This is a genomic window from Terribacillus halophilus (genome assembly GCF_900101385.1).
In the GTDB taxonomy this organism is placed as follows: domain Bacteria; phylum Bacillota; class Bacilli; order Bacillales; family Amphibacillaceae; genus Terribacillus; species Terribacillus halophilus.
The window spans coordinates 1-12,141 of sequence record NZ_FMZB01000009.1 but is presented as its reverse complement, the minus strand read 5'-3'; the positions used below and the strand labels follow the sequence as shown (position 1 = coordinate 12,141).

The 12,141-nt window shown below is 43.3% G+C and carries 14 protein-coding genes and 1 rRNA gene; 12 read left to right on the top strand and 3 right to left on the bottom strand.

Translation table 11 applies throughout. From position 1 onward, the window contains the following. Positions 1–5 precede the first annotated feature (5 nt). From BLQ53_RS14475 to BLQ53_RS14455, 5 genes are read left to right on the top strand one after another with little or no spacing between them, the layout of a single operon-like run. Positions 6–284: a PTS sugar transporter subunit IIB gene (locus tag BLQ53_RS14475; protein WP_093728021.1), complete on the top strand. Its 279-nt coding sequence runs from the start codon at positions 6–8 to the stop codon at positions 282–284. 12 nt (positions 285–296) lie between these two features. Beyond that, positions 297–1,652 (top strand): PTS galactitol transporter subunit IIC, encoded by a 1,356-nt coding sequence (locus BLQ53_RS14470; protein ID WP_093728020.1) that lies wholly within the window; start codon positions 297–299, stop codon positions 1,650–1,652. Positions 1,653–1,666: 14 nt separating this feature from the next. After that, positions 1,667–2,614, top strand: a complete 948-nt coding sequence (locus BLQ53_RS14465; protein ID WP_093728019.1) for a 1-phosphofructokinase family hexose kinase — start codon at positions 1,667–1,669, stop codon at positions 2,612–2,614. Next, a complete protein-coding gene (locus BLQ53_RS14460; RefSeq protein WP_093728018.1) occupies positions 2,601–3,248 on the top strand; it encodes a class II aldolase/adducin family protein in 648 nt (215 codons plus the stop codon). Before BLQ53_RS14465 ends, BLQ53_RS14460 begins: the two co-directional genes overlap by 14 nt. A gap of 2 nt (positions 3,249–3,250) precedes the next feature. Then, the gene (locus BLQ53_RS14455) at positions 3,251–3,475 is read left to right on the top strand and encodes a hypothetical protein (RefSeq protein ID WP_093728017.1); all 225 of its coding nucleotides are present in this window, start codon (positions 3,251–3,253) and stop codon (positions 3,473–3,475) included. A 140-nt stretch (positions 3,476–3,615) separates the two neighbouring features. Here the strand turns inward: BLQ53_RS14455 and BLQ53_RS14450 are convergent, their stop codons facing one another. From BLQ53_RS14450 to BLQ53_RS14440, 3 genes are all read right to left on the bottom strand, one after another. Then, positions 3,616–4,494, bottom strand: a complete 879-nt coding sequence (locus BLQ53_RS14450; RefSeq protein ID WP_093728016.1) for an aminoglycoside 6-adenylyltransferase — start codon at positions 4,492–4,494, stop codon at positions 3,616–3,618. 97 nt (positions 4,495–4,591) lie between these two features. Further along, entirely contained in the window at positions 4,592–5,659 is a 1,068-nt protein-coding gene (locus tag BLQ53_RS14445) for an FUSC family protein (protein WP_093728015.1), read from the bottom strand. 143 nt (positions 5,660–5,802) lie between these two features. Further along, the gene (locus tag BLQ53_RS14440; RefSeq protein WP_093728014.1) at positions 5,803–7,092 is read right to left on the bottom strand and encodes a glutamate-1-semialdehyde 2,1-aminomutase; all 1,290 of its coding nucleotides are present in this window, start codon (positions 7,090–7,092) and stop codon (positions 5,803–5,805) included. A gap of 162 nt (positions 7,093–7,254) precedes the next feature. Between BLQ53_RS14440 and BLQ53_RS14435 the strand changes: the two genes are divergently transcribed. The 7 genes from BLQ53_RS14435 to BLQ53_RS19075 form a co-directional block, all read left to right on the top strand. Further along, positions 7,255–7,680 carry a potassium channel family protein gene (locus BLQ53_RS14435; RefSeq protein ID WP_093728013.1) on the top strand — a complete coding sequence of 142 codons (426 nt, stop codon included), beginning with the start codon at positions 7,255–7,257 and terminating at the stop codon, positions 7,678–7,680. A gap of 61 nt (positions 7,681–7,741) precedes the next feature. After that, on the top strand, positions 7,742–8,212 hold the full coding sequence (gene bcp / locus BLQ53_RS14430; RefSeq protein WP_093728012.1) for a thioredoxin-dependent thiol peroxidase: 471 nt from the start codon (positions 7,742–7,744) through the stop codon (positions 8,210–8,212). Positions 8,213–8,583: 371 nt separating this feature from the next. Beyond that, on the top strand, positions 8,584–9,540 hold the full coding sequence (locus tag BLQ53_RS14425; RefSeq protein ID WP_170829715.1) for a D-2-hydroxyacid dehydrogenase: 957 nt from the start codon (positions 8,584–8,586) through the stop codon (positions 9,538–9,540). Continuing rightward, a complete protein-coding gene (locus BLQ53_RS14420; RefSeq protein ID WP_093728010.1) occupies positions 9,540–10,085 on the top strand; it encodes a cob(I)yrinic acid a,c-diamide adenosyltransferase in 546 nt (181 codons plus the stop codon). The genes BLQ53_RS14425 and BLQ53_RS14420 overlap by 1 nt, the downstream gene beginning before the upstream one ends. Positions 10,086–10,205: 120 nt before the next feature. Then, positions 10,206–10,649 carry a peroxide-responsive transcriptional repressor PerR gene (gene perR, locus BLQ53_RS14415; protein WP_093728009.1) on the top strand — a complete coding sequence of 148 codons (444 nt, stop codon included), beginning with the start codon at positions 10,206–10,208 and terminating at the stop codon, positions 10,647–10,649. Between the two features lie 144 nt (positions 10,650–10,793). Then, positions 10,794–11,666: a nucleotidyltransferase-like protein gene (locus tag BLQ53_RS14410; protein WP_093728008.1), complete on the top strand. Its 873-nt coding sequence runs from the start codon at positions 10,794–10,796 to the stop codon at positions 11,664–11,666. A 394-nt stretch (positions 11,667–12,060) separates the two neighbouring features. Further along, positions 12,061–12,141 (top strand): 16S ribosomal RNA (locus BLQ53_RS19075); the annotation flags it as partial.

Sequence of the window (12,141 nt, the reverse complement as noted above, 5' to 3'; positions counted from 1 at the left end):
GCAAGATGAAAACAGTTATTGTTGCATGTGGTTCCGGTGTAGCAACGAGTCAGACGGTAGCGTCCAAAGTAAAAAAGATATTGAATGAAAATGGTGTGAAAGCAAACGTGGAAGCGGTGGATATTAAGTCATTGGATCAGTATATCAAGACTAGCCATGTATATATCGCAATTACAAAGGCCAAGAAAGAATATGATATCCCTACTTTAAATGGAATTGCCTTTTTAACAGGTATGGGAATGAAGGAAGAAACCGAAAAACTAATCTCGCTTTTAAAATCGTAGGAGGTGGAGAGGATGGATCTTTTACAACAAATCTTTCAATATGTATTAGATCTAGGAGCGGCAGTTTTCGTACCGTTACTGATGTTTATTGTAGGGATAGCAGCAAAAATGAAATGGAAAGAAGCCTTTAGTGCAGCTGTCATTCTTGGCGTAGCTTTTATTGGAATGAACATTGTTATCGGCTTTATGCTTAATGCACTAACGCCCGCAGCGCAAGGGCTTGTGGAACGTACAGGTATTGAGCTCAATATCATTGATGGCGGCTGGACTTCTTTGGCAACTTTAGCTTGGGCGTGGCCTTTAGCCTTCCTTATGTTTCCGTTGCAAATGGCTGTCAATGCAGTGATGTTGATCATCAACAAGACCCAGACGCTAAACGTGGACTTGTGGAATGTATGGGGAAAAATCCTTACGGCAGTACTAGTTATTGGAGTAAGCGGAAATGTCGTCCTCGCATTTTTAGTAGCAGCTTTCCAAATGGTCATCGAACTGCTTTTAGGGGACGTGAATCAAAAGCAAATAGAAAAAATAACCGGCATCCCTGGAGTTACGGTGTCGCACAGTATGATGATATTCGGGGCTTTTCTGCTTCCGTTTAACTGGCTTATTAGTAAAGTGCCATTTCTGGATAAACATGTAGATGCAGATACTTTAAAAGAAAGAATTGGCATCTTTGCGGAAAACCATGTGATGGGTTTTATCATTGGTCTATTGTTAGGTATTGTTGCTGGTTATTCTGTTCAGGCAACTTTGACGCTTGCGGTTCAGGCGGCTACTGCGCTAACACTTTTTCCGATGGTAGCAAAATTGTTTATGCAGGCGTTATCTCCTTTATCAGAAGCTGTCTCCGATTTTATGAGAAAGAAGTTTCAAAACAGACAACTGTTCATTGGTCTCGATTGGCCAATACTAGCAGGAAGTAACGAAGTATGGGTAGCGATGATCATCCTAGTACCGATCACCCTTATTTATGCGATCATCCTGCCAGGTAACAATGTTCTTCCGTTTGCGGGGATTATCAATACATCGTTAGCAGTTCCGGCCTTAATCATCACAGGAGGAAACTTGCTTCGGATGATATTACTCGGTATTGTTACAACTCCAATATTCTTATATATTGCTACAGGATTCGCACCAACCATTACACAGCTTGCTCGAGATACTAATGCCGTAAATATTGCAGACGGCCAGCTTCTTTCCTGGAGTACATTAGAATATCCCGTTTTCCGTTATATATTTGCAGATGCATCAAGCGGCAGCATTCTAGGAATCTTCTTTGGAGCAGTATGGATTGTGTTGCTTGTTGTGTACTACAGAATGATGAAAAAACGTACGGAAGCATTAAAGAAGGAGGAAGAAGTAGCGTAAGGAGGCGATAAAAAATGATTTACACCGTCACGCTTAATCCGGCCATCGATCGGCTTATCCAAACAAGCGGTTTATTAATGAAAAAGAAAACGAATCGCGTAAAAACGGTAGAGTACGATCTAGGCGGAAAAGGACTCCACGTTTCGCATGTGTTAAGCAAATTTGGTATTGAAAATATTGCGTTAGGTTTTATAGGGTCTGAGAATCAACAGCAGATGGAAAAAATTCTGCAAGCGAAACAAGTGACTCATCAGTTGATTGTCGAAAAAAATGCATCAACCAGGGAGTGTATCGTGTTAATAGATGAGGAGAGCCAGGGTAGTACGATGGTGACGGATAGCGGCTTTCAAATTTCAAGAGCTAATCATAAAAAATTGATCTCCCAACTGCAAAGATTATTGCGAAAAGAAGATATGCTTGTTTTAGCGGGCTCGCTTCCCCCTAATTATTCACTGGAACGACTTAAAGAAATAATTGATGTTGGCAAAATGGCAGGGAGCTTTATTGCGTGTGATCTTTCTGGTGATGCGCTCCGATTAGCGGTAGAGATGCAAGTGGATTTTATTAAGCCGAATCAGTTTGAACTAGAAGAACTACTAACTCCAGGAATAGATTCTATAAAAAATCGTTTATTAGCTTTAAATAAAAGCATTCCATATGTGGCTGCTTCCATGGGGAAAGAAGGAAGTTATATTGTTCATGCTGGTGAAGTTTACCGTGTGGTCCCGCCAAAGGTTAAAGAAGTAAATGATACAGGTGCAGGGGATGTGTTCGTTGGGAGTTTCCTTGCACAATTAGCACAAAAGGCCAATCTGGAAACAGCAATCGCATATGCTACAGTTTGTTCTGCATCCAAGGTAACAAAACGGAATTGCACTGATTTTGATTTAAACCAAGCAGAGCAGATGCTGCCAATGATAGAAATTAAAAAAATGGAGGTAAACCCAGATGCTATATCGTAAAGAACGCGAGGACTTATGTAAGGTTGTAAAGATTATGTTTGATCGCTATGAGACAAATGCAGCAGGCGGCAATGTGAGTGTACGTATGAATGATGACCATATCATCATGACCCCTACTTTGATGTCTCAGGAAAAGTTCTGCGATTTAAAACCTTATGAAATATTAGTAGTAGATATGAATGAGCAAAAAATAGAAGGTGAAGGAAATATAACACGTGAGATAAACATGCATATGGCCTGTTATAAACAACGTTCAGATATTGGTTGTGTCTTACATGCACATCCAAAGGAATCTATGGTATTTGCCACATTAGGAATGGAGTTGCCTAACTTAACGGAGGCTACGCAAAAGCTTGGTCAAATTCCGACATTACCGTTTGCACCAGCAACTTCTAAAGAGCTGGCAGCTATTGTAAAAGATCATCTAAGTGATTTGTCAGATGAAGCGCTCCCTAAAGCGATGCTATTGAATAAGCACGGCATACTCGTCGTAGATAAAACACTTCGGAAAGCGTATGACATGCTTGAGCGAATTGAGTATAATGCGTATGTCGCCTCAAAAGCCCTCTTATTTGAAGCATTAAATATCTCAAAGCGTTCAGAAGAAGTGCATACCTATAATTTGGAGGAATAGTAATGAAATACTCCATTCAGTTATGGATTTTTATAAGTGCGGGGTTGTTAATAGCAGGAATTTTCAGCTCTTCCTTTTTGATGACTGGGTTGGCGCTTATCTCGGCTTTGCAGGCACAGCGAGTATTCGGGAAAACGTATAATAGCTCCTATTTTAACTACAAAGAAATTATTAAAAGAAGGAAAGAGAGATTGGAAAAACTACAGAAGAAGACTGTTGAGGAGTAGAACTCAACAGTCTTTTTTGTCTCTCTGGACATCATTTTGACATGTTTATAGCCGCTTTCTAGTAAATGTGCATAGGGTAATCATTTCCTTAGTGCATTATAGAAGCTTGGGTAGAGATTCCCATAATGATAAAGGTTTTGTTAAAAAATTGATGATGCACCATCGGGTAAATCTTTAACCTTATAAAGAAAAAGGAGCATTGCTTTTTCCTCCTCTTCGGCATACGAGAATCCTAAATTAGATGCTACGTCTAGAGCTAAGCATCGGAATAATCTGCAAGTCGAGAATACGCTGTCCCAAAAATGCTGCTCCAAGCTGCTGGAATAGGTCGATAAGTAAAGCTGCCAATAGTCAGGAGGAAGGTATGTACTAAAATACTTCCCCATTTTTCCTGGACTCACTTGAAATGCATACTTGCAGCCAATCCACCAATTCACCATTTGGTCCAAGCAAGGGCGTATGACTAGTTCGAACATTTGCTTCGCATATGGAAGTTCCCTTCGCCAAATACCTTTAGCGACATTTTGCAAACACCACCAGAAATTATTGGTACAGGCATAATAATCAGCTTCTGACGGCTGGTGGACGTGATAGTCTTTATCGGAGGCAGGAGGGATAAGTGGAAGCATCCCGTCTTTATCTAAAACCGGAACAGTAAGGCTGTCGGTTTCATATGTATTTTGCATTTCTTCAATCGTCTGCAAACGCAGATCAAGTCGATTTCCATCCTGGAAAAGCATAAGGTATCCGTAACTATTCGTATTGACATGAAGGCCTCTTTGGATATCCAGTTTATCTGGTTCCTGCATCATCAGCCGTTCTCCAAACACATCGATCCATTGCGGGTTATCGAGATAGGAAGTCAGATCAGTTACTACATAGACAATGTCATAATCCTGAAAGATATCTTTTGGTGCTTGGGGATTGGTCTTGGAACCATTCATATATACCGCGCGGATTCGTTCGTCTTTTTTTGCTACGTTTTGTATTAACTCCATCATGTCGTGATTTGTCCTCAGTCAGAAAACCCCCTGATAAGTTTTGTATATCCATTTTATCATTTTCCGTTAAATGGATATAAATAAAGTACATCACTTGATAAAAAAGTGATGTACTTTATTCCTTTGGCATAACCACTGTAAAGTCTTCGTTATGGTATCTGAGGTAACTGTTCAAAAGCCGCTTCAGTCTATCCTGTTCCCTGTGATATTCCATCAGTCGCGAAGCAAGCGGAAGGAAGATCATCTTCTCATCGTTTTCCTTGTTTTCGAAAACATGGATCAGCAAGTCAACAAGTGCCGGGATATCGGGATCCAGTGTTTCGCGGATATTGCTTTCTTCCTGCTGGTGCTTGATGCGGCCCATTGCGCTCAGGATAAGTTTCTCATGTGACATGATTGCTTTATCGAGTTCTTCGACGAATTTATCGCTTGAACAAGTCGGAAGCTCTGACATCTTTTCTCCAAGATCATATACTTCTTCAAGGATGCCATGTGACTGTTTCAAGGTCGTAATGAGCTGGCGGATGACAACGAGTTTTCGAGCTTTCACGAGCTTTTGTTTTTTCGTATAAGTTCGTTCTTCTGTGAATCGGGTATAGATATCGTCAATTTTCTGGATTTCAGATTCGATCCTGGCAATCTCATCCTTCAAAGCTGGCTGGTCCGACCAGTTACGCGTAGCGACACGCAGCCACTGGAGGATTTCAGTGCTGAATTGATCGATTTTCTGCAATAATACAACTTCATATTTAGGTGGAAGAAAAACCAGGTTCACAAAGAAGGCGGATAAAATACCCAATGTCAATGTCGAGAACCGCAGCAGGGCGAATGGTAGAAAATCCATACCGCTTGTATTCTCCATAACAGAAACTAGAGATACGATTGCAATGACACTCTCCCGTATTTTCAAGCTTACACAAAGACCAATGGTCAAGATGGCGGAAACCCCGATGATGATTGGTTCCGTCCCGAAGGTATAATACATTGTAACGGCAACGACCAGACCGACAATATTCCCTTTCACTTGATCCATGAGTCCGATATAGGATTGATAGACGGACTGCCGCATTGAAAAGGCAGCTCCGATGGCAGCGAATACCGGCGTCAGTTGAAGTAAGGTCGCTGCATATAAGGCAATAGTGATTGCCACGCCAGTTTTTAGCATTCTGGCACCAAGTTTCATTTCTTGGATCCTCCGTTCTTTCCATGAAAGATTATCCTATATGATGTTACACGAATGCCCTGAGATAATAAAGTATTAACTGAATAAATATTTCAGACCAAAAAAAGGCATCAGCGAAAGTGCTGATGCCTTTTAGCATACCCTTATTTCATTTGTTCGAAGCTTGTTTTTACCGCTTCGAGTGTCCGGTCGATATCTTCTTCTGTATGGGCAGTCGTTATGAACCATGCTTCATATTTGGAAGGCGCAAGATTGATTCCTTGTGCCAGCATCAGCTGGAAGAACTGTGCGAATTTCTCGCCGTCGGAGGCGGAAGCTTGTGCGTAATTGGTGACTTTCTCATCGGTGAAGTAGACCGCAAGTGCCCCTTTCAAACGGTTGACAGTTATCGTCACACCTGCATCAGCTGCATGCTGTAAGATACCGGCTTCCAGTTTCGCGCCGAGCTCTTCGAAACGCTCATAAATACCTGGCTGCTTCAGCACTTCCAGACAAGCGATACCCGCTGCCATAGAAGCTGGGTTTCCAGCCATTGTACCAGCTTGATATGCAGGTCCGAGCGGAGCTACTTGATCCATGATCTCTTTTTTACCGCCATATGCACCGATTGGCAGACCGCCGCCGATGATTTTGCCCATCGCTGTCAAATCCGGTTCAACACCGAGAAGCTGCTGAGCACTGCCGTATGTGAAGCGGAAGGCTGTGATGACCTCATCATAGATGACAAGGGCACCTTTGGCATGAGCGTACTCATTCACTTTTTCCAGGAATCCAGGCTCTGGTGTCACGATACCGAAGTTGCCGACAATCGGTTCGACTAGGATACCGGCGATCTGGTCGCCCCATTTTTCCAGAGCGTCGTGTAATGCTTCTGGATCATTGAATGGGACAGTGATCATATCTGCAGCAATCGATGCTGGTACTCCGGCAGAGTCAGGTGTACCCAAAGTGGATGGACCTGATCCTGCTTCCACGAGCACTGGATCGGAATGCCCATGATAGCAGCCGGCAAACTTGATCAGTTTATTGCGTCCGGTAAAGGCACGAGCGACCCGGATCGTCGTCATGACCGCTTCCGTACCGGAGTTTGTGAAGCGCACTTTATGCAAGGAAGGGATTGCTTCTTTCAGCATTTGCGCGAATTGGTTCTCCAGACGCGTCGGTGTTCCGTACAGCACGCCGTTATGGGCAGCTTTGGTGATGGCTTCTGTAATATGCGGATGCGCATGACCAGTGATGATCGGACCGTATGCAGCCAGATAATCAATATACTTGTTGCCATCTACATCCCAAAAATAAGCTCCTTGTGCTTTTTCCATATATATTGGAGAACCGCCGCCGACTGCTTTGAACGAACGGGATGGGGAATTCACACCGCCGACGATATGCTCCTGTGCTTCTTTATGTAACTGTTCTGATTTAGTCTTATTCATATAGGTGAACCTCCGTATCATTCTCTTATACAGTATAGCATATGTGCCTTGGACCATCGAAAAAAGCGCCTTGGGACACATAGTCGGGACATGCCGCTCGTAAACTAATTAGACAAGCGGAGAAAGCAGTTTGGCTTTTGCAGCTGGACCGGAGGGATGGACATGGTGTTTGTATTGGTGATTCTGATATTCATTGCCTTGATCGGCTGTATGTATTCCTTTTTTAAACACGAGGTGAAATCCTCCTCGATATTTTCCATCGATTTATTCCTGTCTTTGTTATTTCTGTATGTGAGTGTGATGCTCGCATTTGGCTTGATTTATTTCATCTTGTCAATCGAGGGCATCGTACTGGCAGAAGGCGGTGACTTGATCGATTCATCACTTGCGGGTTCTTTGCTGCACTCCATCTATTTTAGCGGCGTTACGTTACTCACTGTCGGCTACGGCGATATCCTGCCTGTAGGTGTCGGTCGCTTCCTTGCCTTGATAGAGGCCTTGATCGGATATTTGCTGCCATCTGGATTGGTGCTGAAAGTGTGGCAGCACACAGTCGTAAGGCAGAAGATGAATGGCGAAGGAGATTAGTTGTGCTTCTTGCTTAAATCGGATACGCTAAGACATATCAGAAATTAAAGGAGGCCTATCCATGACAACGGAAATCGGCAAAGCAGCACCAAGTTTCACTCTGCCTGCGACAAACGGAGATATCGTTTCGCTGCATGACTTTAAAGGAAAAAATATCGTACTTTATTTTTATCCAAAAGATAATACACCAGGCTGTACGACAGAAGCGTGCAGCTTCCGGGATAATCATGATAAATTTACTGACTTGGATGCAGTCATCATCGGTGTCAGCCCAGACCCGATCGAAAGCCATGAAAAATTCATCAATAAGTTCGACCTGCCATTCCTTTTGCTTGCAGACGTAGACCATGCTGTAGCAGAAGATTATGAATGCTGGAAGCTGAAAAAGAACTTCGGTAAAGAGTATTACGGAATCGAACGCTCTACTTTTATCATCGACAAAGAAGGAAACCTTCAGAAGGAGTTCCGTAAGGTGAAAGTGGACGGACATACCGAAGAAGCACTGCAGTTCATTCGGGAAAACCTTCAATAATATCCACGACTCAATGCACACGCATTGGGTCGTTTTTTGTAATAATGGGTATTAAAAGAGAGGTGATCCGATGAAAGATCTTCGGTTGAACAAACAAGCGGGGGAAGCTGAGATTTATTTCGATGATGTGCTTATACGTAAGGACGGATTATTTGTACTGGATGAACTGAAAGGGCACAATCCGTGACAAGTGCATATACGGGGGAGGAATCGCTGGCATATAGTACACTATGAAACCTCCCCTACATGATATTGGCTCAGACATTCAGTGTCTGGGCTTTTTTTGTGGAGGATGTCGCTTTTCGTGCCCACCGCAAAAGGGGTATAGTAAAGGGAGAAAACAAATACATACACTTTTGGAGGGGATGCAGATGCAAGTTCTTGTAGCGGTGAAATTAGATCAGCAAATGAAACAGCATTTTGAAAGCTCTTATCCAGGTATTACTTTCCACTTCAGTTCCTCAAAGGAAGAGACGGAAGAACTCATCAAGGAAGCGGAAATTTTGGTGACTGGCGGAAGAGGTGCGGATGAGGCATCACTACAAAAAGCGGATAAGCTGAAATGGATCATGGTCATTTCTGCCGGTGTCGATAACCTGCCGCTTGATGTGATGGCGGAAAAAGGCATTATGCTGACAAACGCCAACGGTATCCATCGCATCCAAATGGCGGAATATGCGATTTCATCCATCCTGGCAGTTGCCCGCAACGAGCGTGCTTTCCTGAAGAAACAGGAGGAACATGTATGGGATAAGAATCTGATGATAGATGAAATCACAGCGAAAAAACTTGTGGTCGTCGGTGCTGGTGCTATCGGTCAAGAAGTGGCTCGTCTAGGGAAAGCCTTCCGCATGCATACAATCGGCGTGAGTCGCAGCGGGTCACCGAAAGACCATTTTGATGAAGTATATAAGCAAAAAGATATCGAAACAGTACTTCCGCATGCAGATTATTTGATTTCCATTCTGCCAAGTACGAAGGAAACGAAGTATTTCTATAAAGAAAGTCACTTCGACCTTATGCCAAAGCATGCGGTCTTCCTTAATATGGGACGCGGAGATGCGGTGGCGACGGATGTCCTGCTGGATGCATTGAACAAAGAGAAGATAAAGGCTGCTGTGCTGGATGTTTTCGAGGAAGAGCCGCTTCCGGGGGATCATCCGTTTTGGGATCATGAACGTGTTGTGCTGACTCCGCATATGGCAGGTAAATCCCCTCATTATAATGAACGGGCAATGGATATTTTCGAAAAGAATCTAGCGGTATATACAGATGAAGCAGCTGATAAGCAGTATATAAATAAAATTGATTTGGACAGAGGATACTAATGAAGATTTACACAAAAACAGGCGATAAAGGGGAAACTTCACTTATCTATGGAACGCGGGTACCGAAAAATCATCCCCGTGTCGAAGCTTATGGTACGTTGGATGAAGCAAATGCGGCCATTGGGATGGCACTCAGTCTTTTAGCGGCCGAAAACGATCCCTTCCGCCAATCACTGCAGCGTGTCCAGACACTGCTCTTTCATGCAGGGGCTGAACTTGCAACGCCACCAGATAAAGAAGTTCAATGGAAGCTGGAATCCAAGCACATTTCCATTTTGGAGTCGGATATCGATTGTTGGTCAGAGGAGCTGCCATCGCTGCAACAATTCATTTTGCCCGGAGGCTGCCCGAGTTCCGCTGCTTTGCATCAAGCGCGTACCATTGTACGGCGTGCAGAAAGATTGATTGTCGCGTTGGCGGAGGGAGATAGAAGCGGTAAGACACTTTCTTTTATCAATCGTTTGTCGGATTATCTTTTTGTAGCTGCAAGATACGCGAATCACCTCCAAGGGACAGAAGAGAATCCCCTTGTCCCGGATATTTAAAGGAAACCAGGGTTTTATATTGACAAGATCAGGGAAAGCCCTTTACAATTTAGAAGAAGTATAATGTAATAATAGTCATTGTTTAGACAAATGTATTATTTACAAGTGAAAGCGAGGTGCATGACGGTGTCTGAACAGAGATTACAAGCAGCAGTGGAGCGATTAAAAGAATCCGGCGTCAGAATTACACCACAGCGTCATGCGGTGCTTGAGTTCTTGCTGAATTCCAAGATCCATCCTACCGCTGATGATATATATCGAGCGCTAGAGGATAAGTTTCCTAATATGAGCGTAGCAACGGTCTACAACAACCTTCGTGTGTTCCGTGAGAACGGGTTGGTACGGGAGTTGACTTATGGAGATTCCTCCAGCCGATTCGATTGTGATACAGAAGAACACTACCACTTGATTTGCGATTCATGTGGGAAGATTGTCGATTTCCATTATCCAAGTCTTTATGAAGTAGAGAAGCTCGCTGCCCAGGTAACTAATTTTGATGTAACTCACCATCGGATGGAATTGTATGGTACGTGCCCGGATTGTCAGCAAACAACCAAGCATTAACCTCGAGCGGAGTTCTTCTATAGATAGAAATTGCCTTTGTCACCTTCGTGATGAAGGCTTTTCTTTTGTCAGGTAAAAAAGGATTTTGGAGAAATGTGTTGAATTACTACTAAAATATATAGAATTACAAGCGGAGGGATTGCCTTGGAGAACATTCTTCGTCCGATTTATCAAGAACGTGCTAGTATGCCGAATACATTGGGGATCATCTTAGTGGAAAAAACAAGACCAGTGAGCCCGACCACGGATAATTTCGATATGATTCTGTTGGTGATCGTCAAACAGGCAGCCGAGCCGTGGTTTACGAAGCATTATAGTTATGAAGGGAAAATAGCGGCGATGCATATCGTAGAGGAGTCGCTGCTTCATTATTGGATTGATACTAGTACGTATCGGCGGGCGGTTGAATGGATCTTCGAAGGGAAAGTTGTTTTTGATCGTAATGAATATATCGACAAACTAAAAAAAGAACTGGCTGGTTTTCCATATGAAAAGCGGAAGCTGAAAATGACGATTGAATTTGCGAAACTGATCAGTGCTTATGCCGAGACAAAGGATCTTCATGACAGCGGGCAGTATCTCGATGCATATACGCGAATGGTTCGATGCCTGCACTACCTGGCTCGACTGTCCATTATAGAAAAAGGACACCACCCGGAAGTCACCGTTTGGAATCAAGTGCGTAGAATAGATTCGGAAGTATATAAGCTTTGTGAAGAGTTCATCCAGAGCAAGGAAGAGACAGATCAGCGCGTACAGCTTATGCTCCTTGCCGTCAATGTCGCCATCAATGCCAGATCCCACTCGGCCGCAGAGCATCTGCTGCGTGTCATGCGTGTGAAGAAAGAGGCATGGACCTTCGGGGAATTAAAGAATAGACCAGAAGTGGAAGCCTATGCAGCGCATCTGAGTGCACTCCTCAATTACTTAGAGGAGAAGGAGATCATTGAAGCGGTACTGACAGAAACAAAAGGTAAAGCAATATACCATCGGGAATACCGAATCAAAGAATTTTGATAAAAGATGCGAGAGGGGTGCTGGTTCGGGGTTAACCTGCCCTCTTTTAAAAATTACCGATTTCATATGGTGTAGGGAGATTATATGTGCTAAGCTGTTCTAGCTGTAAACAGCCTGTTGAAAATGAATGTAAGATTTTTATAAAAAAGTGTTGACGGCGATTTATCTAGCGTGTTATATTTATATGCGTCGCCAGCGAGCACAACGGCTGACGATAAAGAAACAAAAAAACTTGTTGACAAGGCAAGTTAAAACATGATATGATGTTCTAGTCGCCAAATGAGCGATGGAACGAAATTGATCTTTGAAAACTGAACAAAACAACCAATTACGAACTAAACGACATGATCATTAAGATCAACGTCAGCTCTAACGAGCACAAAGCATCAACACTTTCATGGAGAGTTTGATCTTGGCTCAGGACGAACGCTGGCGGCGTGCCTAATACATGCAAGTCGAGCGCAGGAAACCAGAT